This is a genomic window from Ruegeria sp. YKSF131 (genome assembly GCF_059612645.1).
Genome location: NZ_JBXWQZ010000047.1, coordinates 1 through 25,695 on the forward strand (window position 1 = coordinate 1; position 25,695 = coordinate 25,695).

Below are 25,695 nucleotides of genomic sequence, written 5' to 3' on the forward strand. Positions count from 1 at the left end.
TCAGAGCAGCCTGGCACGGTTTCATCGACTTCTTGATCAGGTCGCCGACCAGAGATTCCAGCTTGGCGCGGGTCAGTTTCATGACCATGTGCAGCGGCTGACCGTTCGAACCCATCGAGATGAACGGCTGGTTGATTTCGGTCTGCGAGGTCGAGCTGAGTTCGATCTTGGCTTTTTCCGCGGCTTCTTTCAGACGCTGAAGGGCCATCTTGTCAGCAGACAGATCGACACCGTGTTCCTTTTTGAACTCATCCGCCAGGTAGTTGACGATGCGCATGTCAAAGTCTTCACCACCCAGGAAGGTGTCACCGTTGGTCGATTTGACTTCGAACAGGCCGTCGTCGATTTCCAGAATGGTCACGTCGAAGGTACCGCCACCAAGGTCATAAACCGCGATGGTTTGGGTTTCCTGCTTGTCCAGACCGTAGGCCAGCGCGGCAGCTGTCGGTTCGTTGATGATCCGCAGCACTTCCAGACCGGCGATTTTACCGGCGTCTTTGGTGGCCTGACGCTGTGCGTCGTTGAAGTATGCCGGAACGGTGATGACCGCCTGCGTGACTTCCTCACCCAGATAGCTTTCCGCGGTTTCCTTCATCTTACCCAGAGTGAAGGCCGAAATCTGGCTTGGGGAGTATTTTTCACCGCGGGCCTGAACCCATGCGTCGCCATTGCCACCATCAACGATGGTATAAGGCACCATTTTCTTGTCTTTTTCGACTTCGGCATCATCCACACGACGACCGATCAGACGCTTGACGCCAAAGATCGTGTTGTCGGGGTTGGTGACCGCCTGACGCTTTGCAGGCTGACCGACCAGTCGCTCATCTTCAGTGAAGGCGACGATCGAGGGCGTGGTCCGCGCCCCTTCGGCGTTTTCGATAACCTTCGGCTGCGAACCGTCCATGATGGCCACGCACGAGTTTGTGGTCCCGAGGTCAATCCCGATTACTTTTCCCATTTTTGCAATCCCTTTCTCTTCAAGGCGATGTCTCGACGACAGGACCCGTTACGGCATCCCGCCCCCGATCTGATGTGCGCGACAGCACTACCATCGCGCGTCCCGGCGTATATAAGGGCGAGACCTGAGGCCTGCAAGCACCGTAGAACGCAGGTTTTAGGGATTCTGATGCCTTTTTTGGCAAGGAATTGGAAAGGATTGGGGTTTCCGGAATGGCGCGATTGGTTTTGCGGGGGTTCGATATCAGGAAAGGTTATCTTGATCCTGCGGCCCAGTCGCGGGTGATCGCGGATTTGCGCCCGATTCTGAAAGCTGCGCCCCTGTTCCGGCCAGTTACCCCCTCGGGCAAGGAGATGTCGGTTCGGATGACCTCGGCAGGCGATCTGGGTTGGGTGACCGACAAGGCGGGGTACGGGTATCAGGATCAGCACCCCAAAGGTGGTGACTGGCCGGAAATCCCCGCCGCCATTCTGGATATCTGGCGCGATCTGGTCAGCACCGAGCGAGCGCCCGATTGTTGTTTGATCAACTACTACGGGGAAGGCGCAAAAATGGGCCTGCACCAGGACAAGGACGAGGCAGATTTTTCATGGCCCGTCCTGTCGGTTTCGCTGGGCGACGATGCCTTGTTTCGGATTGGCAGCACGACGCGCGGCGGCAAGACCGAGTCGATCTGGCTGAGCTCGGGGGATGTGGTCGTCATGGGCGGTCCGGCGCGGCTGGCATATCACGGCGTGGATCGGATCAGGTTCGGATCCTCGCGCCTGTTGCCCAAAGGCGGGCGCATAAATCTTACGCTGCGGGTGGCGCGTTAGCGGCGTGCATTCCAGCTTTTTGAGACGTGCTGACGGGTAAAGAATTCACCCATAAGACCGATCATCAACAGGGCGATTCCAACCCAGGCCGCGTATTCCCAGCTGGTGTTTCTTGGATAATAGTTGCGGAACACGAACCCGCGGGTCTGGTCGATGATATGAAACAGCGGGTTCCAGGCAAACATCATCAACAGCCCGCCACCCAATGCGTTCGCAATGAACATCTTACCGGAAAACACCATGTTCAGACGGCGATATATATTGGTTAGCATCGAAACGGTCGTCGGGGCCCACGGTTTCAACGCCATAAACACAAGCCCCACCGCGCAGCCGGTAAACCAGGCCAGCACCAGCATTGCGAAGGCGCCGCCGGGGTTCTGCACCTCAAGCGGAGCAACCGCGACACTGTAGACGAACAGGATGATGAACATGGCCAGCAGGAACTTATAGAAAGTGCTGAAGGCCGCCGCGAGAATCGTGACCATCACGTTCATCGGCGAATGCAGCATCATCGGGTTATTGGAGGATCCAACCCCGGAAATCGCGCCGATCGATTGTATGTGCAACATGAACGGGAACACACCCGACAGGACATACAGCAGAAATTCGCCCCTGATCCTGGCGACCCCGCCCCGGCCCATCAGCGACATCAGTAGATAGAAGGTGACCATCATCACCAGCAATTGCACAACGTTGAGCATAATCGCGATCACCGCATTCGGATGCTGCGCGCGCACGTTCCGGACCACCGCGTGGAACACCAGTTCCGCAGTCGTCAGTGCACCGCCCAGCAGCGTTTGATTGCGCTTGTAATAGAACACTTAAAGGGTCTTTCCTGCCTCGTCGTCCCTAACCTGGCATGAATATCTTGCCGTTCGGTAACCGTCGCATCATAAGTCGGTCACGAGTTTGGATCAACAAACCACAGGAACGGAGCATTTTTGTGACCTACGACGCGCTTATCCCCGTCATCCGGCGTCTGGCCCTTGAGGCCGGCGACAAGATCATGGAAATCTATGAGGCAGACGATTTCGACGTCAAAGTCAAATCAGACTCCAGCCCTGTGACCGAAGCGGATGAGGCAGCCGATGCGCTGATTTCAGCCGGGTTGCGTCAGGCATTCCCCGATATCCTGCTGATCACCGAAGAACAGGCCGCCTCGCATTCCGAAAAAGGGGATACCTTTCTGATTGTCGATCCGCTGGATGGCACCAAGGAATTCATCAACCGCCGTGGCGATTTCACCGTCAACATCGCGCTGGTCGAGAACGGAACGCCGACACGGGGTGTGGTTTACGCCCCGGCGCGGGGCCGCATGTTCTACACGCAGGCCGATGGTCAGGCGGTCGAGGAAACAGGCGCGTTTGACAAGGATGCGCCCGGCACCCTGACGCCAATATCAGTCTCTAACCCGGACAATTCCGCGCTTTTGGTCGTGGCTTCAAAGTCGCACCGGGATCAGGCCACCGAGGATTACATCAACAAGTATCAGGTCAAGGACAGCAAAAGCGCGGGATCGTCGCTCAAGTTCTGTCTGGTTGCGACAGGCGAGGCGGATCTTTATCCGCGGGTCGGGCGCACGATGGAATGGGACACGGCGGCAGGGCACGCGGTACTGGCCGGGGCCGGAGGCCGGGTTGTGCGGTTTGACGATCACTCGCCGCTTCTCTATGGCAAAGAGGGCTATGCGAACCCGTTTTTTATCGCGTACGCTCCGGGTGTTAAGCTGAAGGAGGCCTGATGTCAGTTCTGATCGCCATCCCCGCCCGCTATGCCTCGACCCGCTATCCGGGCAAGCCATTGGTGCCGCTGACCGGCGCGACCGGCGTTTCGATGACACTGATCGAACGGTCCTGGCGAGCAGCCACTTCTGTCGCGGGCGTGGACCGGGTTGTGGTCGCAACCGATGACGACCGCATCCGCGAGCTGTCCGAAGGCTTTGGCGCCGAGGTGGTGATGACCTCGGAAAATTGCCAGAACGGCACCGAACGCTGCGCCGAGGCGTACAAGGTTCTGGGCAGCGGCTATGACATCGTGGTCAACCTTCAGGGCGATGCACCCCTGACACCGCATTGGTTTGTCGAGGATCTGATCGCAGGGCTGCGCGCGGCACCCGACGCTGGCGTGGCCACACCGGTCTTGCGCTGCGACGGGGACGCCTTGAACAGCCTTCTGAACGACCGCAAACATGGCCGCGTTGGCGGAACAACCGCCGTGTTCGGGCGCGATAACTGCGCGATGTATTTCTCGAAAGAGGTCGTGCCTTTCACCTCGGAGACCTATGGCGGGGATGAACCCACACCGGTGTTTCACCATGTTGGCGTCTATGCCTATCGACCTGATGCGTTGGCGGCCTATCCGGGCTGGCCAACGGGCCCTCTGGAAAAACTGGAAGGTCTTGAACAGCTTAGGTTCATGGAAAATGGCCGCAAGGTTCTGTGCGTCGAGGTTGACGCCAAGGGCCGTCAGTTCTGGGAGCTGAACAACCCGCAGGACGTACCCAAGATCGAAGAGATGATGGCGGCGATGGGGCTGGAATAGCTGGTTTTGCCATGACGCCCCGAGGTTTCCATATCTTGATGACAGGCAATCTGGTTCCAAAGGACGCTTCATGAAACCAATCCTCGTGACCGGTGGTGCCGGATATATCGGGTCGCATGCCTGCAAGGCGCTTGCGCAGGCGGGCTATGTTCCCGTGGCCTATGACAATCTGGTCACCGGCTGGCAGGATGCGGTGAAATACGGTCCGTTTGAACAGGGCGACCTGTTGGACCGGGCACGTCTGGACGAGATATTTGCCAAACACAAGCCGGTTGCGGTGATGCATTTTGCGGCGCTCAGCCAGGTGGGCGACGCGATGCGGCAGCCAGGGTTGTACTGGTCGAACAATGTCACCGGATCGTTGACGCTGATCGAGGCTGCGGTTGCGGCGGGCTGTCTGGATTTCGTGTTCTCGTCCACATGCGCCACCTATGGCGAGCATGACAATGTGGTGCTTGACGAGACCACCGCCCAACACCCGCTAAATGCCTATGGTGCATCGAAGCGCGCAATCGAGGATATCCTGAGGGACTTCGAAGCGGCCCATGGGCTGCGCCATGTCATTTTCCGGTATTTCAACGTTGCTGGCGCCGATCCCGAGGGCGAAGTGGGCGAGTTTCACCGGCCTGAAACCCATCTGATCCCCCTGATGCTGGATGCGATTGAAGGCAAGCGCGAGGGTTTGACCGTTTTTGGCACCGATTACGATACGCCCGACGGCACATGTATCCGCGATTATGTCCATGTCTGTGATCTGGTCGACGCGCATGTTCTGGGGCTGGGTTGGCTGGAGCAGGGTAAAGAAAGCCGTGTTTTCAATCTGGGCACCGGCTCGGGGTTTTCCGTGCTTGAGGTGATCGAGCATTCCAAGTCCGTCACCAACCGCCCGGTGCCGTATTCGGTCGGTGCCCGTCGGGCGGGCGATTGCACCAAGCTGGTTTCCGGCTCTGTCCGCGCCCAAACCGAACTGGGATGGAAGCCGAAAAGGTCAACGTTAGAGACGATGATTGCGGATGCCTGGCGCTGGCATCAGAACGGCCACTACGAGAAATGAGGCCCCGGTGACGTCCAATACGGTTCAGACACTCCCTGATATCGGTTGGCGACAGGAATACCGGTTGCGCTGGAAACGGCGACGCCTTCTTTGGCGCTCGATGCGCAGCCGACATCAACTGACCTGCCTGAAAGATCAGACAAGCAGGATACGGGGCAACGACATTCTGGCCTTTACCACCTTGCGGAATGAAATCACCCGCCTGCCCTGGTTCTTCCGTCACTATCGCCAGCTGGGCGTGAACCATTTTCTGATCGTCGACAACGGCAGCGATGACGGCTCGGCTGAATACCTGCAAGGGCAACCGGATGTTTCCCTTTGGCAGACCCGGTCCAGCTATCGCGGATCACGCTTTGGGCTGGACTGGCTGAGCTGGCTACAGATGCGATACGGCCATGGCCACTGGTGCCTGATGGTCGACGCGGATGAGCTGCTGGTTTATGCCCGGCACGACCGCCAATCTCTGCATGAGCTCACAGAATGGCTGGACCGGCAGGGGCGGGCCGGGTTTGGCGCTTTGATGCTGGATCTGTATCCAAAGGGGCCGTTGGGCGACCAAACCTATGACCCGGAAACGGATCCGATCAAGGTGCTGAACTGGTTTGACGCAGGCCCGTATCGTGCGCAGCGGCAAAGCCCGATGGGAAACCTGTGGGTTCAGGGCGGCGCACGCGAGCGGGTGTTTTTCGCCCAAGCGCAGCAGCGATCCCCGACGCTGAACAAGATCCCGCTCATGCGGTGGTCGCGGCGCTATGCCTATGTAAACTCGTGCCATTCCGCCCTGCCCCGTCGTCTGAACGCAGAGTATGACGGGCCAGGCGGCGACACCCCGTCCGGCGTGCTGCTGCACACGAAATTTCTGCCGGACATTATTGAAAAATCCAAAACTGAAAAGCTGCGCCGCCAGCATTTTCATGACCCGAACCAGTTCGGCGCGTATTACGATCAGATACTCAATCAACCAGACATATGGACCCCGCTTTCGGTGCGATATACCGGCTGGTCGCAGTTGCTGGAGATGGGGCTGATGCGTGACGGCGGCTGGCGTTGAAAACAAATCGAGGGGGATCAACGGCACCTTTACCATTTCCGGGGTTTAAAAAAGTTGCCTCAGAAGAGGTAGAAGTGGCATAAACCCACAATGTCCTGTCGCACCAGCGGTCACGGCAGGTTCGGGGAAAGCTCGCGTCATAATAAAGGTTGGGCAGTCGCGTGAGCCTGTTTGATTCATACAAGATGAGATTGCGGCGCAAGCGCCGTATTCTGCGCTGCCTCAGACGTCGGCGCGAACTTAAGCCCGCCAGCACCAACACGTCTGCCATCCGCCGTGACGATATCCTGTTGATGAGCGTTGTGCGAAACGAGAAAATTCGCCTGCCCTACTTTCTGGAATATTACCGCAAAATGGGCATCGACCATTTTCTGTTCATCGACAATGACAGCGATGACGGCAGTTTCGAATTCCTGAAAGAGCAGGCCGATGTATCGGTCTGGCGGACAACAAGCAGCTACAAACGTGCAAGCTATGGTCTTGACTGGTCGAATTACCTATTGCGCAAATACGCGCATGGACATTGGGTTCTGAGCGTCGACCCGGATGAGTTTTTTATCTACCCCTTCTGCGACACCCGCCCGATCCGCGCCTTGACAGACTGGCTGGACGGAAGCGCCGTGCGCAGCTTTGGCACCATGCTGATCGACATGTATCCCGAAGGGCCTGTCGATGCCGAAACCTATCGCGAGGGGCAGGATCCCTTTGAAATCGCACGGTGGTTCGATCCGGGGAATTACACGATCACCAAGAACCCCGATTACAAGAACCTGTGGATTCAGGGGGGCGCGCGGGCGCGGGTGTTCTTTCGCGACAAGCCATCCAAAGCCCCGGCACTGAACAAGATCCCGCTGGTCAAATGGGATCGGCGGTATGTCTATGTCAGCTCGACCCACTCGCTTTTGCCGCGCGGGCTGAATCAGGTTTACGACGAATGGGGTGGGGAAAAGGCCAGCGGTTCGTTGCTTCATGCCAAGCTGATCGACACCCTTGGCGACAAGGCATGCGAAGAATTGCAGCGCAGCCAGCACTATAGCGGTTCGGGCGAATACAAGGCCTATGCCGCACAGCTTGAAGACAAGCCCGTATTCTGGTGCGAATGGTCTGAGGCCTATATCAACTGGCGGCAGCTTGAGATTCTGGGCCTGATGTCAAAAGGAAACTGGGCATGAGCGGTCTGGGCATCGTCATGCTGGTTCATACCTCGCTGGACCGGGCCGAACAGGTCGCGCGCCATTGGACCGCTGCCGGATGCCCGGTTGTGATCCATGTGGATCGCAAGGTGCCCGGTGAAGAATTTGCGCGATGCGTCGCGTCCTGTTCCGACAACCCCCGGATCGCATTTTCTGACCGGCATCAATGCGACTGGGGCGGGTGGGGCATCGTTGCTGCCTCACAAAGCGCGTCCGAACTGATGCTGGAGCAATTTCCGGAAACGCGCCACATATTCCTGTCGTCGGGGGCCTGCCTGCCGCTGCGCCCGGTTCAGGAGCTGATCGATTACCTGGCCGACCGGCCTCGTGTCGACTTCATCGAAAGCGCGACAACGTCTGATGTCAGCTGGACAATCGGCGGGTTGGATCATGAGAGGTTTACGCTACGGTTCCCGTTTTCCTGGCGAAAACAGCGCGGATTGTTCGACGCATATGTAAAGCTTCAGCGCGCGGTCGGGTTTCGCAGGAAAATCCCCGACGGTCTGGTCCCGCATATGGGCAGCCAGTGGTGGTGCCTGACCCGTCAAACACTGTCTGCCATTCTACAGGACCCCAAGCGCAAACAATATGACAGCTACTTCCGCCATGTGTGGATTCCGGATGAAAGCTATTTCCAGACATTGGCGCGGCTGTATTCTACACATATCGAGAGCCGATCCCTGACCCTGTCCAAGTTCGACTATCAGGGCCGACCGCACATTTTTTACGACGATCATCTGCAATTGCTGCGGCGATCAGACTGTTTTGTTGCCCGCAAGATCTGGCCCCGTGCGGAACGGCTGTATCAGGCGTTTCTGACCGATCAGGCCAGTGCGATGAAACCGGCAGAACCCAATCCCGGCAAGATTGACCGCGTGTTTTCCAAGGCGGTCGAGCGGCGGACACGGGGGCGTGACGGGCTTTACATGCAAAGCCGGTTTCCCCGGCACGGCAGTGAAAACGGCCTTACCTCGTCACCCTATTCCGTATTTCAGGGCTTTTCCGAACTGTTTGAAGATTTCGAAGATTGGCTGGCCGCGGCCACTGGCACACGCGTGCACGGGCATCTGTTTGGACCCGAGCGTGCGGAATTTGCAAAGGGTGAAACCATCACAAACGGTGCGCTTAGCGATTGTGCTTTGCTGCGCGATTACAATCCGACGGCCTTTCTGTCGAATCTGATCTGGAACACACGCGGCGAACGCCAGTGTTTCCAGTTCAGCCCCCGCGACACGCAGGACATCAATTGGTTTCTGGCGCGGGACAAGAATGCGCAAATCTCGGTCATCACCGGGGCCTGGGCAATTCCGCTATTCCGGTCGAACCTGAATTTTTCGGATATCCGGTGCGAGGCCGCGCGTCTGCAACAGATCGAAACCAAACAGCTTGAGGTTCTGACCTCGGTCTGGACCAAGGCGCGGATGCGCAGTTGGTCTCTGGCCGATTTCATTGAAGCACCGATGGAGCCCTTGCAGACAATCCTGGACGAGATTGGCGCGCATCAGGCCAGCCACCTGACCGAAGTGCCCACCATGGTCGATCTGTCCGGGTTCGGGAAGTTCCTGCAAAACCTCAAGAACCAGGGAATGCACCCTTACCTGATGGGCGATTTTCCTTCGGACGATGTGTTCGGCCGTCAGACGAAACCCTATCGCAAACCCTATCTGGTGCAGTAAACATCCATGCCGGCCAATTTTGACTACTTCGTTGTTCTGGCTGCCATGCGCACAGGGTCGAACCTGCTTGAGGCCAATCTGAACGCGCTGGACGGGGTTTCCTGCCATGGCGAAGCCTTCAACCCGCATTTTGCCGGCAACCTGAAATCCGATACCCTTCTGGGTCTGTCGCTGGAAGACCGCGATGCAGATCCGATGCGGCTGTTGAAGGCAATCCGTTCGGCACCGGGCGACTTGAACGGTTTTCGGTATTTCCAAGACCACGATCCACGCATTCTGAAGCCAGTGCTGAACGATCCGCGCTGCGCCAAGATCATTCTCACGCGCAATCCGCTGGACAGTTTTTTGTCCCTGAAGATCGCGCGCGCCACGCAGCAATGGCTGCTGAAGAACGTGAAGCGCCGCGTCGATGCACAGGTTGCGTTCGACGGGGCCGAGTTTTCTGAGTATCTGGATCAGGTCCACAGCCACCAGCACATGTTGCGGCGGCATTTACAGAAGACCGGTCAGTCTGCCTTTTTCATTACCTATGACGACCTGGCCGAGTTGGACGTTCTGAACGGTCTGGCCGCATGGCTGGGGGTTGAGGCGCGGCTGAGCAAACTTGACGATACTCTGAAACCGCAAAACCCGGCTCCTGCCGTATCGAAAGTCACCAACCCCGATGAGATGCAAGACGCCCTGTCCAAGCTGGACAGGTTCGGATTGCACCAGCCCGCCCGTTTCGAACCAAACCGGGGCGCGGCGGTGCCGCAATACGTCGCCGCAGCCAGATCAGCATTGATGTATTTGCCCATTCGCGGCGGCATAGAGCCTGTTATTGCGCAATGGATGGCCAGCCTGGATGGCTGTTGTACGGACGATCTGGTCACAAACCGGAACCGCAAGGAAATCCGCGTCTGGATGCAAGACCACCCCGGACACCGGAAGTTCACCGTGTTGCGCCACCCGCTGGCACGGGCGCATTCGGCGTTCTGCCAGTACATTCTGGATACCGGGCCGGGCAGTTACAAGATGGTCCGCAATTATCTGCGCAACCGCCTTGACCTGCCGATCCCAGGGCAGGTGCGCGACAACAATTACTCGGTCGAACAGCATCGGGATGCATTTCTGGCGTTCCTCGGATTCCTGCGCATGAACCTCAACGGTCAGACGCCGATCCGCGTTGACGGGACGTGGTGCAGCCAGTCCCGCACGCTGGATGGCATTGCCAGCTTTCTGATGCCCGACGTGATTCTGCGGGAAGAGGAGCTGATCACGGCTCTGCCGGATCTGGCCCGCTCAACAGGCCACCTCAATCCGCCTGTCCCCGGCCAGTGCGCGCAAGATGTTCCGTTTACGCTGGATCAGATCTATGACGAACAGCTTGAAGCGCTGGCATCCGAGGTCTACCAGCACGACTATGAAACATTCGGGATTGCAGCGTGGGCGCCTGTGCCCCCTAAGGGCGCAGAGTGATCAGCGTCCCTCGGTTGACCATCGCATAGATTTCTTCGATCTCGTCATTCTTGACCGCGATGCATCCCGCGGTCCAATCCGGAGTTTTCTTGGCGCGTTTGAACTCGGATCGCAGATTTGGCTGCCCGTGAATGAAGATGTCCCCACCCGGATCAACTCCCTCAGCCTTGGCCTTGGCGATGTCCTGAGAGTTGGGATACGATATCCCGATAGACAGGTGATACCGGCTGTTGGGGTTGTGCCGATCGATCAGGTAACTTCCTTCGGGCGTGCGGCCGTCTCCGCGTTTGGTTTTTGTGCCCTGCGGCGCAAACCCCAAATCCACATCATATTCCTTGAGGACTTTTTCGTGGTGCAACAAATAAAGTTTGCGCGCGCCCTTGTTGACCACCAGCGAGGTGACCTCGGGCCCATCATAAGTCAGAAAATTTGGTCGGGCTGATGCACAAGCCGAAAGGCCCAGCGTTGCCATCGCCCCCAATCCGAATGCTCGACGATCCATGTTTCACTGCCTGCTTTGTTTTTTGGGGCTTATTATGCCAAAAAACGCGAAAACTGAAATCACTTTTTGATGTTCAAGTTTTCGGTCAGATGCCGCTCGATGCTCTCCAAGCGTTCCAGAACCTCATCACGATACGCATCAGTTTTGACCTCATCCTCTGCATGGTGCGCGTCCTGCATGGAATTTACGATCAGACCCACCAATAGGTTCACCACCGCAAAGGTGGTGACCATGATGAAGGGGACGAAGAACAGCCAGGCATAGGGATAAACCTCCATCACTGGGCGGACGATCCCCATCGACCAGCTTTCCAGCGTCATGATCTGAAACAGTGTATAGGCTGACCGGCCAAGATCGCCGAACCAATCCGGGAAGGTTGCCGAGAACAGCTTGGTCGAGATCACGGCACCGATATAGAACAGAATTGCCATCAGCAGGAACACACTGGCCATTCCCGGCAGGGCCGAGATGAACCCTTCAACCACCCGGCGCAGTCTTGGCGCAACGGAAATCACGCGCAATACCCGCAGGATTCGCAGGGCTCGCAAAACGGACAGGCCTCCGGCGCTGGGAACAAGCGCAATGCCGACGATCAGGAAATCGAAATTGTTCCAGCCGTTTGTAAAAAACCTGCGCCCGGTCGCGATCAGTTTCATGGTAATTTCCGCCACAAAGATCGCAAGGCACAGCTTGTCCAGCATCACTATCAGCGGCCCGGCGGCTTCCATCAGGGTCGGCGACGTCTCCATCCCTAAAAGCACTGCGTTAAAGATGATGACAGCCGTTATGAATTGCCCGAATGCAGGCGCTTCGATGATGTTCAGCAGACGCTGTCTGAAACCCATGGGTCGCTTTCTCCTGTCTGATCAAGATGCGGCGTTCAGGGTAAACCGCGCAGCAAGTTCCGTATGTGACGACCATCGAAACTGGTCAACGACCTGCACCCATTCAAGGGTATAGCCAGCGTTAACCAAAATTTTTGCATCGCGCGCAAAGGTGACGGGGTTGCACGAGACATAGGCAATCACCGGGCGTCTGGCCTCTGCCAGCTCGGCCACCTGCGCCTCGGCACCGGCGCGGGGCGGGTCCAGAACGATTGCGTCAAACGATTTCAGTTCATCCGGCATCAACGGACGGCGGAACAGGTCGCGGGCCTCGGTCGTCACGCGTTTCAGACCTTGCGCCCTGCGCCAGCCCTGATCCAGTGCCTGCATCATGTCTGCGGCACCTTCGACCGCGTGAACCTCGGCTTTTTCTGCCAGAGGCAATGAGAATGTGCCGCTGCCCGCAAACAGGTCAACAATTCGTTTCGCACCCTGCGCCGCCTCGGAAACGGCCTGTAATAGAGCCTGTTCTCCGTCTTTGGTCGCCTGAAGGAAGGCACCGGGCGGCGGCGTGACGACGGCGGCCCCAAAGCGCTGAACCGGAGCGTGGCGCATGGCGATCACTTCACCATCCCAGCTGAGCCGCGCTAGACCGTGTTTTTCGGTTTCTTGCGCCAGTGCCAGCTCCAGCGGCCCATCCAAGGGCTTGCCGCCCTTGACGGCCACATCCAGCCCGCCTTCGGACAGGGTGAGCGTGACGGCCAAGACGCCCTTGCGGCTGCCGCCCAGAACCGCCAGCGCCTCGGCCACGGAAATTGCGGCGATCAGGGCCGGGTCAAGCAAACGGCAGTCCGGGATTTCGGTGATCGTATCCGATGCACGTCCATGGAACCCGGCCAATGTGCCTTTCTTGGTCCGCCTGACGGCAATCGTGGCGCGTCGGCGTGAGTGTTCGGGAGATGTGTGTATCGGACGCATCGGCGCCTCAACCCCCTGCGCGGACAGGGCGTTGCGGACAATGCTCAGCTTCCAGTCGGCGACAAACGCATCAGAGGCGTGTTGCAACTGACAGCCACCGCAGGCTTTGTAATGGCGACACGGGGCCTTTACCCGGTCATCAGACGGCACCTCGACGCGGATATCGGTCAGCACCTGATCAACAAGGGTGCCGCTGACAACCTCACCCGGAAGGGTGCGCGGGGCATAAACGGGCCCATCAGCGATGCCGTCGCCCTGATGGCCAAGCCGGGTGATTGTGTATTTCTGCGTCATGAGGGGCCTGATATCCGGGCTTTGGGTGCAACAAAACCCTTATTCGGCAGCTTCTGCCTGAATGAAGCCACCAGATTGCCGATGCCAGAACCGGGCGTAAAGCCCGCCCTGATCCAAAAGGTCTTCGTGGGTTCCGGTTTCCACGATTTGCCCCTGATCCAGAACGATGATCCGGTCCATCTCGCTGAGCGTTGACAATCTGTGGGCGATGGCCAGAACGGTTTTGCCCTGCATCACCCGGTGAAGCGCCGATTGAATCGACGCCTCGACCTCGGAATCAAGGGCTGAGGTTGCCTCGTCCAGAACCAGAATGGGTGCGTCCTTAAGAATAGCGCGTGCAAGGGCGATCCGTTGCCTTTGACCACCGCTGAGCTTTACACCTCTCTCGCCCAGATGAGCGTCATAGCCGGTACGGCCCTGGGCGTCCTTGAGGCTCAGGATGAAGTCATGCGCTTCGGCCTTGATTGCGGCCTTGATCAACTCGGCCTCGGACGCGTCCGGGCGGCCATAGAGGATGTTTTCGCGGGCGGACCTGTTGAACATCGCCGTTTCCTGCGTGACCATGCCGATCTGGCGGCGCAAACTGTCCTGCGTGACTTGCGACACGTCCTGCCCATCGATGCAAATAGCGCCGTTTTCCCTGTCATAGAGCCGAAGAAGAAGCGAAACGAGTGTTGATTTGCCCGCCCCTGAGGCACCGACAATTCCCAGCTTTTCGCCCGGTTGCACGGTGAGCGTCAGGTCCGTAACACCGCCGACGTCCCGGCCGTAAGCAAAACTGACATCTTCGAACGAGATGGATCCTTCGGTTACATCAAGATCTTTCGCGCTGCGCGCATCCTCGACCCTGTCCCGTCTGGCCAGCGTCTTCATCCCGTTTTCGATCTCACCCACATTGGCATAGAGCCCCATCAACGTGAAGCTGACCCATCCGGTCATCTGCGAAATCCGAACCGACACCGCGCCAGCGGCAACGATGTCACCGGCGGTTGCCATTCCGAACTGCCATAACCACAGCGTCGCCCCCAGCAGGAGAACAGGCAGAATGCCGGCAAGCGCCATCAGGATGAACCGGAAACTGGCCGACAGCTTGCCGAACGCCAGTGATTTTTTCCGCAGCTCGACCATCGAGTGCCGCGCGGCCTGATCTTCGAAATCCGAGTGCGCAAAAAGCTTGACGGTTTTGATGTTGGTGATCGTGTCGACCACCTGCCCCGAAACCATCGCCCGCGCCCCTGCACGTGCAGCCGAGCGTATGCGAATACGCGGCAGGTACCAGCGCACCAGAAGGAAATAGACCACCAGCCAGGCTGCAAAGGGCAGCATCACCAAAGGATGAATAGACCCTAACAAAAGCAAAGAGCCCGCTAGCGACGCCAACGCAAACACAATCGCACTGATCGTTTCGGACACGACCGAGGCCATGGCGTTCGACGTCTGCATCTGTTTCTGGGCAATGCGCCCGGCGAAATCATCGTCGAAATAGGTGACAGACTGGCCCAGCGTCCAGCGGTTCAGCTTGGCCAGCACCAAAGGCGTGATGTTGGGCATCACGATATAGTTGTTCGAAATCGAAGACAGCCCAAACAGGATCGGGCGCAGCAGCATGAAGAACACCACCGCCCCAAAGATCATCCACATATTCCCGGCGGTCATGAAATGCTCGGGCCCGCTGGATGTTGCCACATCGATCACACGCCCCAGAATCCACGCTGTTCCAGCCTCCATCGCGCCAGCCAGGGCCGAAAAGAACGCGGCGACAAACAGCATGGGCCACGCGCCCGAAAGGCTCCAGCGAATGAACGCCCCCAATGTCTGCGGCGGGGGCGTTTCTGTGGTCCTGAACGGATAGATGAGATCGGCAATCTTCATTCAGCGGCCTCCGGGTTCATGAAGCCGCCAGATTGCCGCGCCCAGAACTGCGCGTAAAGGCCACCCTGCGCCAATAGATCAGAATGCGCGCCCTCTTCGACGATGCGGCCCCCGTCCATCACCAGAATGCGATCCATCTGCGCAATGGTGCTGAGACGGTGGGCGATTGCGATCACGGTCTTGCCCTGCATCATTCCGTAGAGCGTTTCCTGAATTGATGCTTCGACCTCGGAATCCAGCGCCGATGTCGCCTCGTCCAGCAAGAGGATTGGCGCGTCCTTCAGGATCACCCGGGCCAGCGTTACCCGCTGCCGCTGACCACCAGACAGCTTTACGCCCCGCTCACCCACATGCGCATCATACCCGGTGCGCCCCTGCGGGTCTTGCAGGTCAAGGATGAACGCGTGCGCTTCGGCCTGTTTGGCTGCGGCAATCATCTGCGCCTCGGTCGCGTCCGGACGACCGTAAAGGATGTTGTCACGCACAGAGCGATGCAGCAACGCACTATCTTGCTGGACCATGCCGATATGGCTGCGCAGACTGTCCTGTGTGACATCCGCTATGTTCTGATCATCAATCAGAATGGCACCGCGTTCGACGTCATAAAACCGCAAAAGCAGCTTTACCAGAGTCGATTTCCCGGCACCCGACCGCCCAATGAGACCGACTTTTTCGCCGGGCTGAATGGTCAGGTTGATGTGGTCAAGCCCACCGGCCTCGCGCCCGTAATGGTGCGAGAGATTGCGGATCTGGATCTCACCCCTGGTCAACCGCAGGGGTTTGGCCTCGCGCGCGTCAAGCAGATCGATGGGTTGGGCAATGGTCTCCATCCCCTCAGCCACGATACCAAGCTGGCGGAAAAAGCTGGTCAGCGCCCACATGATCCATCCGGTCATGGCGTTCAGGCGCAGGGTCAGTGCGGTTGCTGCCGCGACGACGCCGACCGAAGCGGAACCCTGCATCCACAAGGCAATTGCCCAGCCCACGACACCCACGATCAGCACCCCGTTCAGGGTAACCAGAACCGCATCCATGATGGTGAAAATCCGCATCTCGATCTGGAATGTCCGGCGGGTTTCCTCGATTGCTTCGCGGGCATAGTCCAGCTCTTGCGGGCCATGGGCGAACATCTTGACGGAATGAATGTTGGTATAGCTGTCCACGACGCGGCCGGTAACAGTTGACCGCGCATCGGAGGCCGCCTTGGAGGCCGGCCCGACACGGTGAACCGTCCAGCGCACCAGCATCGCGTAGAACACAAACCAGATCAGCAGCGGGATCAACAGGCGCGCATCCGCTACATAAAGCAGGATCGCCGCACCGACCAGGTAGGCTAGTGAAAAGGAAATCGCGTCAAAGACCTGAAAGATCACCTCACCCGCTGCGGGCGGTGTCTGCATGATCCGGTTGGCAATCCGCCCTGCAAAATCGTTTTCGAACCAGCCAACCGACTGACGCAGAACGTGTTTATGGGCGCGCCATCGGATCAGAGTGCCAAAGTTCGGCAGGATCGTGTTGTTCAGGATCAGTACATCGACAAGATGCAACAAAGGGCGCAGAAACAGGACAAAGGCCGCGATCAACAACAGCTCGGTCCCGTGGTTCTGCCAAACCTCGGTTGGGGTACCGCCCAACAGGTCGACGACACGACCCATATAATAGATCAACCCGATCTCGACACCGGCGACGATAATGGAAATCAGCGCAGCCCAGACAAACACCCGATAGAACGGGCGCGAATAGCCCAGCAGGAACGGCCACAGCCGGGTCGGCGGCGTGTCAGCCTCATGATAGGCGACAAAAGGGTCAACAAGGTTTTCGAAATAGCGAAACATGGAGTGTGCTCCGATTGAGCAGAGAAAAAGACATGCGAAGACAGATGGCGCCTGAACACCACCCTTTACGGGGCAAGTGTCCCGGCTTTAGCCGAACCAGATCCCGTAATACATTCGCATTCCTCCATCCATATGACGGGCGCACCTAACCACAATGGGCAAAAGTTGTCATCCCCTTTTGAGACTAAACATCAGCTTGCAAGCAAGTCTTCGCGTGACAGCTCAAAACCCGACGCGATCCAGAGGCTTTCAAGCTCAGCCAGTTTCTGGCCCAGCGCCGGGCCGGTGAACCCGGGGATCAGGTCCCTGGCCTGTATCGGGAAACGCGCGGCTGCACCTGCGTGCAGGTCCTGTCTGAAGTTTTCGGACCAGGGTTGTTCAAAGAAGGCGCACCGCAAAAGGGTTTTGTTCAAACCGCCTTCGTCACCATACCGATAGCCCAGTTCAGCCACGCTGGTGGTTGACTGCGCTTCGGTCCGCATTCCGGTCAGGCGTTGCAGTTGCGAACGGCTCAGGCGCAGGGTTGCGGCATCATCGGGCGTCGCGATAGCCGCCAGACGACGCAGGGGGTTCGGCTCGGCACCTGCCGCATTTTCCAAAGCGACCAGCGGTGCCAGCGACCGGTCATCCGCGCCCGGCAGCAATTGCGCCAATACGCCGGTGCTGCGCATCGTCGCAATGGCCGGGGCCGGATCAGGCGCGCCCAGCAGTTTCAGCAGCTCGGCCCCGACGCGTTCCCGCGACAACGAGGTCAGCCCATCAAGATTGGCACCAATGGCAGCCAGCGCGTCCGGGTCGAAACCGGCATCCGGGTCACCATACCAGGCGTGAAACCGGAAATAGCGCAGTGACCGCAGATAGTCTTCGCGAATGCGATCTTGAGCCTCGCCGATGAACCGCACGCGCCGGGCCTGAAGGTCGGGAAGTCCGCCAAGCGGGTCTAACACGGTGCCATCTGGCAGTGCATAAAGCGCATTCATGGTAAAGTCGCGCCGCGCGGCATCTTCTTCGACGTGATCGGAAAAGGCGATGACGGCGCGGCGGCCATCAGTTTCGACGTCACGCCGGAAAGTGGTGATCTCGTGCGGGATACCGGCGCTGACCACTGTAATCGTGCCATGGTCGATACCGGTGGGGATGGCCTTGAGGCCCGCAGCCTGCGCCATCTCGACAACCTGTTCAGGCCGGGCGTCAGTGGCAATGTCGATATCCGAAACCGGCGCGCCCAGCAGCGCATTGCGCACGCACCCGCCCACAAAAAGCGCTTGCGCCCCGGATGAGGTCAGGGCGGCGCATACCTTTTGGGTCGCCGGTTCGCTGACCCAAAGTTCTTCAATCTGCATCATTCATTCACCCGTGCAGCAAGCCCGCGCAATATGCGGGCCGTCGCGCCCCATATGTAATAAGGGCCGTACGGAACTGTGTAATATCTGCGTTTCTGGCCACGCCAGCGGCGCGATTCAACCAGATAGTTCTTGGGATTCAAGAGATGCGCAAGGGGGGTCGAAAAGACTTCGTCGACTTCGCCGGGTTCCGGAACAGGTTGGAATCCCTTTCGAAGAACGGCCACCACGGGTGTAACCGTGAAAGAGGTGACTGTTTCATGCGTCGGCAGGTAACCCAGAATTTCTGGAAGATCCGCGGGAAGACCAATCTCTTCCTGTGCTTCGCGCAGGGCCGTAGCCGTGACATCTGCATCCCCTTCATCCTGTTTGCCGCCGGGGAACGCGATCTGACCCGGATGGTGTTTGAGGGCCGAGGACCGTTTCGTCAGAATCACCCGAGGGGTGTCATCTGCAAGCGAGATTGCAACCAGAACCCCCGCCGGGCGCAGGCGGCGCCCGGGCGGCAGGACAGTGTCCGGGTTCAGGTCAAAGTCGCTGGACCCGTGACCGGGACGGCGCAGTGCCGTCCGGATCTGTTCAATCGGGTCAAGCACCCTTGCGGTCTTCGGCTTCAAAGCCAACCGTTGACGGATCAAGCACGTAATGTGCGCCGCAGAACTGGCAATCGGCAGTGACCTGACCTTCGGGCGTCGTCATCTTTTCGAGGTCCTTTGCCGAATAGATCGACAGGCTCTGCCGTACCCGGTCTTCGGAGCAGGTGCAGCCAAACTGCACGGACTGCGCATCATAGACCCGTGGCTGTTCTTCGTGGAATAGCCGGACCAACAATTCAGTCGGCGCAATTGAAGGACCGATCAACTCAAGATCCTCGACTGTGTCCAGCAGGATATTGACCCGGCCCCAGTTTTCGCCCTCTTCGCCGTCGACCAGATCGCTGGCGGTCAGAATCTCGCCATTGCCTTCCCCCGAGGCGGCGAATGGCGAGGCTTTGGGCATATGCTGCAACATGATACCACCGGCACGCCAGTGTTCATTCACGCCGGGCTCGGTCGATTTGCCAAAGCTCAGCGAGAACCGGGTTGGCAGCTGTTCGGACTGCGCAAAATAGGCCTCGGCGCAGGCGCTGAGAGAGGCCCCGGTCAGCGGAGTGATGCCCTGATAGGGCTGCGTGCCTTTGCCCTGATCTATCATGATGGCAAAGTACCCCTCGCCCACTTGGTCGAAGGGTGCTGAATTGGTTAGACGTTCACGGTCAAAGCTGGCATAGGCCCGGATCTGCGCAGGGTGGCCTTCGGTCTTGGGTGCGTAATAGTCGGTCGCAATCATGCGCACCGGCCCCTTGGACTGCACCTGCAACGACAGCTTCCAGCGCAGCGCAACCGTCTGCCCGATCAATGCGGTCAGCAGGGCCATCTCGGCCACCAGCGCCTCGACCTGTTCGGGGTAGTCATGCTGCTTCAGGATGCCATCCAGCACACCATCCAGACGAGCCACACGGCCACGCATATCCGATACATCGAGTTGAAAGGGCAGGACGGTATCGTCCCACGCGATTTTCGTTCCAAGAGACATGGGGTTTCCTTACGCGCCACAGGTTGGCATACCGGCACCATATAGGTCGAACAGATTAGGTTTTAAGGGGCCATACATGATCAGGCGGTTCGGTGAAACCCCAGAGCCGGGGCGGAAATACACGCGACGGGTCGGTGTTTACGCACTTTTGCCCCGCAGAAGTCACCTTTTGCTGACCTGCCAGACAGAACCCGGACCCGACCTGCAATTGCCCGGCGGTGGTATTGATCCGGGCGAATCACCTGTTACCGCCCTGCATCGTGAAGTCTTTGAAGAAACCGGGTGGCTTATTGCTGCACCTCGACGGATTGGCGCCTTTCGACGCTTCACTTATATGCCGGAATACGACCTGTGGGCCGAGAAGGTCTGCCTGATCTATCGCGCCCACCCCGTACGCCGCATAGGCCCGCCGACCGAGGCGTTTCACGAAGCGTTGTGGATGGAAACCGCCGACGCCGTCGGTTTACTGGGAAATGACGGTGACCGGCATTTTGCCGAAATACACCTCGGCTCGCTTTAAGGTCCGTTATATTCAAAGAAGACGGCCGAGACGTCGTCTCCGATACCGTCTTTCGGTGACATCACTTGCGTCAAACGCCAGAACAAGTCGTCCAGAAACTCTGACCCGCCCCTTTCCGAGATGCTCTGTTGGGCCATCTGACGCAAACCGTCTTCGTCCAACAAACCGCCACCAGCCAGTTGGCATTCGGTAAACCCGTCCGAGTACAAAAGCAGCTTGTCGCCGGGCTGCATCTGCGTTTCGATTTGTCGAAAGCTCGCATCTTCGATCAATCCTATGGGCAAGCCTCCGTCACCAAGAAACTCAGCGCGACCACCCTGCCGCAGCAGCAGGGGATGCGGATGCCCGGCTTGCACCATCTTCAGATGCCCGTTGCGCAGGTCGACGATGGCGTAGACCATCGTAAAATACTCTTCGATACCTTCATCGGCCATCAGCCGGGAATTGAGCGTTTCAGCCACATGTTCTGGTGGCAGAAGTGCGTAAAACTTGTCGAACCTCCGCTCCATCGCGACGTTCTGATCGAAATGCTTGCTGGACAGATATCCCCCCAATCGCGCCGTCATCATGGCCGAGGTGATACCATGCCCGGATACGTCGATGCTGTAGAACCCAAGCCGGTTCACCCCGGGCGAGAACATCCCCACCAGATCACCGCCGATATGACCACAAGGTTTCAGCAACAAACTGACCCGCGATTTGCCGAATGTCCGGGTCAGTTCGGGAACCAGCGATTCCTGAATTTTCCGCGCCTGCATCAGGTCCTTGTCGATCGCGTCATGCGCAAGCCTGAGTTCCTTGAGCGCGGATTCAATCAGGCGGTTTTTCTGGGAGAGCTCGCGCTGCATGTCCAGAATGCGCGCACCAGCTGAAATCCGGGCGCGCAGTTCGTCCGCCTCAAGCGGCTTGATCAGAAAATCGTCGGCCCCGGCATCCAGACCGCGCGCGACTTCCTGCTTTTCGCTTTTGGATGTCAGAAGGATGAAATAGCTGTATTGATCCGTTTCCAAGGCCCGAAAGGCACAGCAGAATTCAAGGCCGCTCATCCCCGGCATGACCCAGTCGCTCAGCACAAGATCGGGCGGATTATCGACACAAAGCGCCAAAGCGGCATGGCCTGTATCGGCCTCGATCACCTCGAACCCCCATTTCCTGAGCGAGGCCACCAGAATGCGCCGTTGCAAGCGGCTGTCATCCACCACCAGCACCGTGCGGATCGCGCCGAAATCCAGATCAGTTCTGGTTTCCTCAAGACTCGCCCCCGGCACCATTTACCCTCAGCTCTGATGAGTTTCGTCACTTATGGCGACCCTATCGCCGACTGATTTAACATCCGGTGAAGAGTGACGATTGCCGAAGCGTGGCCCCGTTAACCTGCTTTTTACCGGACGCGTCTATTCAGAACCATGACCATTCATTAGCTGGTGTATAGGATGATCCACTGGGCCAGAGTCAGGCAGTTGCGGGATGAAGTCGGCCCCGAGGAATTCGATGAGGTGGTAGAGATATTTCTGGAAGAGGTGCAGGACGTGATCACCCGCCTGCGCCGCGATACCAACCGGGCCGAGCTGGAACAGAACCTGCATTTCCTGAAAGGAAGCGCGTTGAGCCTGGGGTTCGATCAATTCTCGAAACTCTGCCAGGATGGGGAACGGCAGGCCGCAGCAGGGCAAGGGGCCGAGGTTGATCTGCCGGCGCTTTTGGCCGCTTTCAACAGCTCGAAAACCATGTTTGAAGCTGAGCTGAACAAGAACCTGAGCTAGATCACGAACTGTGCCAGCGTCTCGTCCTCGGTGATGTCGGTATAGGTGAACCCGGAATCGTCCAGATGGGCAAACAGGCGCATGAAGTTTTCGGGCTTGCGGGTTTCGATCCCGATCAGAACCGAACCGAAATTGCGCGCCGATTTCTTCATGTATTCAAACCGCGCGATATCATCCTCGGGGCCGAGAATATTCAGGAACTCCTTCAGGGCACCGGGTCGCTGCGGCAGGCGCAAGATGAAGTACTTTTTCACACCGGAATACCGCTGTGCGCGTTCCTTGACCTCGGGCAAGCGTTCGAAATCGAAATTGCCGCCGGATGTCAGGCAGACTACGGTCTTTCCGCGCACAAAGCTTTGGATATCGCCTACTGCCTCGATCGCCAGCGCCCCCGCAGGTTCCAGCACGATGCCTTCGACATTCAGCATCTCGATCATGGTGGTGCAGATACGATCCTCGGACAGGACCAGAACATCCGACAGGTGACGTGATTTCAACAACTCGAACGGCTTTTCACCGATCCGCCCGACCGCCGCGCCATCGACAAAGGTATCCACTCGATCCAGCGAAACAGGATGCCCCGCCGCCAGGGCTGCGCGCAGACAGGCCCCTCCGGCCGGTTCGACGAACAGGCAATGGGTGCGATCCCCGAACCATGTAGCCACACCGGCAGACATGCCGCCTCCGCCCACGGGAAGCACAACGTGATCGGGCGCACCGCCCATCTGCCTTTCGATTTCAACCGCCAGCGACGCCTGTCCTTCGATCACATCGGCATCGTCAAAAGGCGACAGGAAATACCCGCCCTGCTGTACGCACCACGCCTGAGCGGCAGCGAGCGTGTCATCGAAATAGTCACCGATCAGATGAATCTCGACGTTATCCCCGCCAAAAATGCGGGTTTTCTGGATCTTCTGCTGAGGCGTCGTGACCGGCATGAAGATCACGCCCCGGACGCCCAGATGCTTGCACATGAAGGCCACGCCCTGCGCGTGATTGCCCGCGCTGGCACAGACGAACAGGTCCTGCCCCTGCTGCTTGCGCATTGCGTTGAACGCACCGCGGATCTTGTAGGAGCGCACCGGGCTCAGGTCTTCGCGCTTGAGCCAGATATCCGCCCCGTAACGGTCGGACAGGTGGGCATTGCGCTGCAACGGCGTTGCCGGGAAGACAGAGCGCATCGCCTTTTCGGCGGCGCGGGCGCGAGTCATGAAGTCAGTCATGCGGCATTCCCTGCCCCATCAGCGCGATAAGGGCAAGGAATACATATGTGTACGCGGGTCAGGAGAGTTGGCGTTTTTCAATAAAGATGCCATACATGGTTGTCAGGATGCTGACGTTGATCAACGGCAGGATCAGCATTCCAAAAAACAATGTCAGTAAGATGCCTAACAGAGGAATAAACGCCAACCCGGTGAATATTAGCTGAACCAGAAATTGGAACAGAAAATTCACGATCAAAAGAACAATAATAGCCCCCGATGCACCCTGAGTGCTGTTCCATACATCTGCCAGAGTCGCCGGGTGCCCGATAGCTGCCGCTGGCAAGACGATAGAAAGGCGATAAAAGCAGACAACCAGAAAGATGGCATAAACAGCGACAAGCGCGAATCCGATTGAGCCGCCACTCAGTGCTGACATAACAAAGCCCATCGGAAGGAATGCAATGGCCATCAAAATTCCCAACATCAGAAAGCGACCGAAATAGGCCAGAATCCTGTCGAAGCGGAATGTCGGGAGTATTCCCGTGGGATATTCTTCCATCAGGATGAAGCGGTGCCATGACACCGCGATCCAGAACATGGTAACGGACATTACCGCCAGTAAAACGACCACAAAGACAAAGGCTGAACCTGCGGTTGCACCTGGCGGCAACGCGCCTGTGTTGTCTTCAAGCGCCTCAAGCGGAATACCAAGCGCCAAAAACACGCCCACGATGATGATTGTCGCAATTAGAGCAGGGCCAACCGTTATCTGTAGCACCTGCTTGATGTTTCCAAATACCATCCGCACAGAATGCAAGAAAATCTGCCATCCCAACATTTTAAACCGCCCCTTCAACCAATGCTTGTTATTCTCTGCACCCGTTTCACCCCATTTCAGGTACTGCGTCAATCCTCACAACTTGCCCCCGCGTCCAAAACCCGCTAGGGGCCAATCGTTCTACGCATAAAGGGAAGTCAGATGTCCGCGCCCAAGAAAGTTGTTCTGGCCTATTCCGGTGGCCTTGATACCTCGATCATTCTGAAATGGCTGCAGACCGAGTATGGCTGTGAGGTCGTGACCTTCACTGCCGATCTGGGTCAGGGCGAGGAGCTGGAGCCCGCGCGCCAAAAGGCCGAATTGCTGGGGATCAAGCCCGAGAACATCTATATCGAGGATATCCGCGAGGAATTCGTCCGCGATTTCGTCTTCCCGATGTTCCGTGCCAATGCGCAATATGAAGGTCTGTACCTGCTGGGCACCTCGATCGCGCGGCCGCTGATCTCGAAACGCCTGATTGAGATCGCTGCCGAAACCGGTGCTGATGCCGTCGCCCATGGTGCAACCGGCAAAGGCAATGACCAGGTCCGGTTCGAACTGGCAGCATATGCGCTGAACCCCGATATCAAGGTGATCGCCCCTTGGCGCGAGTGGGATTTGACCAGCCGTACCAAGCTGCTTGAATTCGCCGAGCAGAACCAGATTCCGATTGCCAAGGACAAGCGTGGTGAGGCGCCGTTCTCGGTCGATGCGAACCTGCTGCATACCTCATCCGAGGGCAAGGTTCTGGAAGACCCTGCCGATATGGCGCCCGACTATGTCTATCAGCGAACCGTCCACCCCGAGGACGCCCCGAACGAGCCTGAGTTCATCGAGATCGGCTTTGAAAAAGGCGACGCGGTCAGCATCAACGGCGAGACGATGAGCCCGGCTACGATCCTGACCAAGCTGAACGAATACGGCGGCAAGCACGGTATTGGCCGTCTGGACCTGGTCGAAGGCCGTTTTGTAGGCATGAAGTCGCGCGGTATCTACGAGACACCCGGCGGCACCATCCTGCTGGAAGCGCACCGTGGCATTGAATCCATCACCATGGATCGTGGCGCGATGCATCTGAAAGACCAGCTGATGCCGCAATATGCGGAACTCATCTATAACGGTTTCTGGTACAGCCCCGAGCGCGAGATGCTGCAAGCCGCCATCGACAGGTCGCAAGAGCATGTCACCGGCACCGTTCGCGTGAAGCTGTACAAAGGTCTGGCCTCGACCGTGGGTCGCTGGTCGGATCATTCGCTGTACTCTGAGGCGCATGTGACCTTCGAAGAGGATGCAGGTGCGTACGATCAGAAAGATGCGGCAGGCTTTATCCAACTGAATGCGCTGCGTCTGAAACTGCTGGCTGCGCGCAACAAGCGCCTGTCCAAGTGATCGACGAAGACGATAGCGACGACGAACTCGAC

General features: G+C 58.1%; 24 protein-coding genes. 11 read left to right on the forward strand and 13 right to left on the reverse strand.

Annotated elements, in window-relative coordinates:
- On the reverse strand, positions 1-958 hold a 958-nt coding region (locus tag AC2FLZ_RS15660), incomplete at its 3' end, for an Hsp70 family protein (RefSeq protein WP_496882383.1).
- Between the two features lie 212 nt (positions 959-1,170).
- Here AC2FLZ_RS15660 and AC2FLZ_RS15665 point away from each other — a divergent pair.
- Positions 1,171-1,773: an alpha-ketoglutarate-dependent dioxygenase AlkB family protein gene (locus tag AC2FLZ_RS15665; protein WP_496882384.1), complete on the forward strand. Its 603-nt coding sequence runs from the start codon at positions 1,171-1,173 to the stop codon at positions 1,771-1,773.
- On the opposite strand, the gene AC2FLZ_RS15670 is transcribed toward AC2FLZ_RS15665, so the two are convergent.
- A complete protein-coding gene (locus tag AC2FLZ_RS15670; protein WP_480482477.1) occupies positions 1,770-2,594 on the reverse strand; it encodes an ABC transporter permease in 825 nt (274 codons plus the stop codon). The two genes, AC2FLZ_RS15665 and AC2FLZ_RS15670, sit on opposite strands and share 4 nt — an antisense overlap.
- A gap of 122 nt (positions 2,595-2,716) precedes the next feature.
- Between AC2FLZ_RS15670 and cysQ the strand changes: the two genes are divergently transcribed.
- The 7 genes from cysQ to AC2FLZ_RS15705 all read left to right on the forward strand — a co-directional run bounded on the left by cysQ (position 2,717) and on the right by AC2FLZ_RS15705 (position 10,746).
- Positions 2,717-3,514: a 3'(2'),5'-bisphosphate nucleotidase CysQ gene (gene cysQ / locus AC2FLZ_RS15675; RefSeq protein WP_480554324.1), complete on the forward strand. Its 798-nt coding sequence runs from the start codon at positions 2,717-2,719 to the stop codon at positions 3,512-3,514.
- Positions 3,514-4,314, forward strand: coding sequence for a 3-deoxy-manno-octulosonate cytidylyltransferase (locus AC2FLZ_RS15680; RefSeq protein WP_480554323.1), 801 nt, complete (start codon positions 3,514-3,516; stop codon positions 4,312-4,314). The genes cysQ and AC2FLZ_RS15680 overlap by 1 nt, the downstream gene beginning before the upstream one ends.
- A gap of 70 nt (positions 4,315-4,384) precedes the next feature.
- Positions 4,385-5,368 carry a UDP-glucose 4-epimerase GalE gene (gene galE, locus AC2FLZ_RS15685; protein ID WP_480554322.1) on the forward strand — a complete coding sequence of 328 codons (984 nt, stop codon included), beginning with the start codon at positions 4,385-4,387 and terminating at the stop codon, positions 5,366-5,368.
- Between the two features lie 7 nt (positions 5,369-5,375).
- A complete protein-coding gene (locus tag AC2FLZ_RS15690) occupies positions 5,376-6,419 on the forward strand; it encodes a glycosyltransferase family 2 protein (RefSeq protein ID WP_496882385.1) in 1,044 nt (347 codons plus the stop codon).
- Between the two features lie 185 nt (positions 6,420-6,604).
- Positions 6,605-7,591, forward strand: a complete 987-nt coding sequence (locus tag AC2FLZ_RS15695) for a glycosyltransferase family 2 protein (RefSeq protein ID WP_496882386.1) — start codon at positions 6,605-6,607, stop codon at positions 7,589-7,591.
- On the forward strand, positions 7,588-9,288 hold the full coding sequence (locus AC2FLZ_RS15700; protein ID WP_496882387.1) for a DUF5927 domain-containing protein: 1,701 nt from the start codon (positions 7,588-7,590) through the stop codon (positions 9,286-9,288). The genes AC2FLZ_RS15695 and AC2FLZ_RS15700 overlap by 4 nt, the downstream gene beginning before the upstream one ends.
- A gap of 6 nt (positions 9,289-9,294) precedes the next feature.
- A complete protein-coding gene (locus AC2FLZ_RS15705; RefSeq protein WP_496882388.1) occupies positions 9,295-10,746 on the forward strand; it encodes a nodulation protein NodH in 1,452 nt (483 codons plus the stop codon).
- Here AC2FLZ_RS15705 and AC2FLZ_RS15710 read toward each other — a convergent pair.
- From AC2FLZ_RS15710 to hslO, 8 genes are all read right to left on the reverse strand, one after another.
- Positions 10,730-11,248 (reverse strand): L,D-transpeptidase family protein, encoded by a 519-nt coding sequence (locus AC2FLZ_RS15710; RefSeq protein WP_480474368.1) that lies wholly within the window; start codon positions 11,246-11,248, stop codon positions 10,730-10,732. The two genes, AC2FLZ_RS15705 and AC2FLZ_RS15710, sit on opposite strands and share 17 nt — an antisense overlap.
- Before the next feature lie 59 nt (positions 11,249-11,307).
- A complete protein-coding gene (locus AC2FLZ_RS15715; RefSeq protein ID WP_480474369.1) occupies positions 11,308-12,093 on the reverse strand; it encodes an ion transporter in 786 nt (261 codons plus the stop codon).
- A gap of 21 nt (positions 12,094-12,114) precedes the next feature.
- Complete coding sequence (locus AC2FLZ_RS15720; protein ID WP_496882389.1) at positions 12,115-13,344, reverse strand: class I SAM-dependent RNA methyltransferase; 1,230 nt, start codon at positions 13,342-13,344, stop codon at positions 12,115-12,117.
- 39 nt (positions 13,345-13,383) lie between these two features.
- Positions 13,384-15,216, reverse strand: coding sequence for an ABC transporter ATP-binding protein (locus AC2FLZ_RS15725; RefSeq protein WP_496808957.1), 1,833 nt, complete (start codon positions 15,214-15,216; stop codon positions 13,384-13,386).
- On the reverse strand, positions 15,213-17,051 hold the full coding sequence (locus AC2FLZ_RS15730; protein WP_496882390.1) for an ABC transporter ATP-binding protein: 1,839 nt from the start codon (positions 17,049-17,051) through the stop codon (positions 15,213-15,215). Before AC2FLZ_RS15730 ends, AC2FLZ_RS15725 begins: the two co-directional genes overlap by 4 nt.
- 191 nt (positions 17,052-17,242) lie before the next feature.
- Positions 17,243-18,397 (reverse strand): CCA tRNA nucleotidyltransferase, encoded by a 1,155-nt coding sequence (locus tag AC2FLZ_RS15735; protein ID WP_480518207.1) that lies wholly within the window; start codon positions 18,395-18,397, stop codon positions 17,243-17,245.
- The gene (locus AC2FLZ_RS15740; protein ID WP_480482502.1) at positions 18,394-18,990 is read right to left on the reverse strand and encodes a CoA pyrophosphatase; all 597 of its coding nucleotides are present in this window, start codon (positions 18,988-18,990) and stop codon (positions 18,394-18,396) included. Before AC2FLZ_RS15740 ends, AC2FLZ_RS15735 begins: the two co-directional genes overlap by 4 nt.
- Positions 18,983-19,969, reverse strand: coding sequence for an Hsp33 family molecular chaperone HslO (gene hslO, locus AC2FLZ_RS15745; RefSeq protein WP_480506871.1), 987 nt, complete (start codon positions 19,967-19,969; stop codon positions 18,983-18,985). Before hslO ends, AC2FLZ_RS15740 begins: the two co-directional genes overlap by 8 nt.
- Positions 19,970-20,045: 76 nt before the next feature.
- Here hslO and AC2FLZ_RS15750 point away from each other — a divergent pair, with 76 nt between their 5' ends.
- Positions 20,046-20,489, forward strand: a complete 444-nt coding sequence (locus AC2FLZ_RS15750) for an NUDIX hydrolase (protein WP_480518209.1) — start codon at positions 20,046-20,048, stop codon at positions 20,487-20,489.
- On the opposite strand, the gene AC2FLZ_RS15755 is transcribed toward AC2FLZ_RS15750, so the two are convergent.
- Positions 20,486-21,760 carry a PP2C family protein-serine/threonine phosphatase gene (locus AC2FLZ_RS15755; RefSeq protein ID WP_496715487.1) on the reverse strand — a complete coding sequence of 425 codons (1,275 nt, stop codon included), beginning with the start codon at positions 21,758-21,760 and terminating at the stop codon, positions 20,486-20,488. The genes AC2FLZ_RS15750 and AC2FLZ_RS15755 overlap by 4 nt on opposite strands.
- 162 nt (positions 21,761-21,922) lie before the next feature.
- Between AC2FLZ_RS15755 and AC2FLZ_RS15760 the strand changes: the two genes are divergently transcribed.
- A complete protein-coding gene (locus tag AC2FLZ_RS15760; protein WP_480622666.1) occupies positions 21,923-22,252 on the forward strand; it encodes an Hpt domain-containing protein in 330 nt (109 codons plus the stop codon).
- Here AC2FLZ_RS15760 and ilvA read toward each other — a convergent pair.
- Positions 22,249-23,475 carry a threonine ammonia-lyase IlvA gene (gene ilvA / locus AC2FLZ_RS15765; RefSeq protein ID WP_496882391.1) on the reverse strand — a complete coding sequence of 409 codons (1,227 nt, stop codon included), beginning with the start codon at positions 23,473-23,475 and terminating at the stop codon, positions 22,249-22,251. The two genes, AC2FLZ_RS15760 and ilvA, sit on opposite strands and share 4 nt — an antisense overlap.
- A gap of 58 nt (positions 23,476-23,533) precedes the next feature.
- Entirely contained in the window at positions 23,534-24,367 is an 834-nt protein-coding gene (locus AC2FLZ_RS15770) for a hypothetical protein (protein WP_496882392.1), read from the reverse strand.
- A gap of 69 nt (positions 24,368-24,436) precedes the next feature.
- Here AC2FLZ_RS15770 and AC2FLZ_RS15775 point away from each other — a divergent pair, with 69 nt between their 5' ends.
- The gene (locus tag AC2FLZ_RS15775; RefSeq protein WP_496715490.1) at positions 24,437-25,663 is read left to right on the forward strand and encodes an argininosuccinate synthase; all 1,227 of its coding nucleotides are present in this window, start codon (positions 24,437-24,439) and stop codon (positions 25,661-25,663) included.
- The last annotated feature ends 32 nt before the right edge of the window (positions 25,664-25,695 follow it).

Excerpts from the sequence above, each read along its gene's own strand:
- AC2FLZ_RS15665 (WP_496882384.1), top strand. The coding sequence starts at position 1,171 with ATGGCGCGATTGGTTTTGCGGGGGTTCGATATCAGGAAAGGTTATCTT.
- AC2FLZ_RS15680 (WP_480554323.1), top strand. The coding sequence starts at position 3,514 with ATGTCAGTTCTGATCGCCATCCCCGCCCGCTATGCCTCGACCCGCTAT.
- galE (WP_480554322.1), top strand. The coding sequence starts at position 4,385 with ATGAAACCAATCCTCGTGACCGGTGGTGCCGGATATATCGGGTCGCAT.
- AC2FLZ_RS15695 (WP_496882386.1), top strand. The coding sequence starts at position 6,605 with ATGAGATTGCGGCGCAAGCGCCGTATTCTGCGCTGCCTCAGACGTCGG.
- AC2FLZ_RS15700 (WP_496882387.1), top strand. The coding sequence starts at position 7,588 with ATGAGCGGTCTGGGCATCGTCATGCTGGTTCATACCTCGCTGGACCGG.
- AC2FLZ_RS15705 (WP_496882388.1), top strand. The coding sequence starts at position 9,295 with ATGCCGGCCAATTTTGACTACTTCGTTGTTCTGGCTGCCATGCGCACA.
- AC2FLZ_RS15710 (WP_480474368.1), bottom strand. The coding sequence starts at position 11,248 with ATGGATCGTCGAGCATTCGGATTGGGGGCGATGGCAACGCTGGGCCTT.
- AC2FLZ_RS15715 (WP_480474369.1), bottom strand. The coding sequence starts at position 12,093 with ATGGGTTTCAGACAGCGTCTGCTGAACATCATCGAAGCGCCTGCATTC.
- AC2FLZ_RS15720 (WP_496882389.1), bottom strand. The coding sequence starts at position 13,344 with ATGACGCAGAAATACACAATCACCCGGCTTGGCCATCAGGGCGACGGC.
- AC2FLZ_RS15725 (WP_496808957.1), bottom strand. The coding sequence starts at position 15,216 with ATGAAGATTGCCGATCTCATCTATCCGTTCAGGACCACAGAAACGCCC.
- AC2FLZ_RS15730 (WP_496882390.1), bottom strand. The coding sequence starts at position 17,051 with ATGTTTCGCTATTTCGAAAACCTTGTTGACCCTTTTGTCGCCTATCAT.
- AC2FLZ_RS15735 (WP_480518207.1), bottom strand. The coding sequence starts at position 18,397 with ATGATGCAGATTGAAGAACTTTGGGTCAGCGAACCGGCGACCCAAAAG.
- hslO (WP_480506871.1), bottom strand. The coding sequence starts at position 19,969 with ATGTCTCTTGGAACGAAAATCGCGTGGGACGATACCGTCCTGCCCTTT.
- AC2FLZ_RS15750 (WP_480518209.1), top strand. The coding sequence starts at position 20,046 with ATGATCAGGCGGTTCGGTGAAACCCCAGAGCCGGGGCGGAAATACACG.
- AC2FLZ_RS15755 (WP_496715487.1), bottom strand. The coding sequence starts at position 21,760 with ATGGTGCCGGGGGCGAGTCTTGAGGAAACCAGAACTGATCTGGATTTC.
- AC2FLZ_RS15760 (WP_480622666.1), top strand. The coding sequence starts at position 21,923 with ATGATCCACTGGGCCAGAGTCAGGCAGTTGCGGGATGAAGTCGGCCCC.
- ilvA (WP_496882391.1), bottom strand. The coding sequence starts at position 23,475 with ATGACTGACTTCATGACTCGCGCCCGCGCCGCCGAAAAGGCGATGCGC.
- AC2FLZ_RS15775 (WP_496715490.1), top strand. The coding sequence starts at position 24,437 with ATGTCCGCGCCCAAGAAAGTTGTTCTGGCCTATTCCGGTGGCCTTGAT.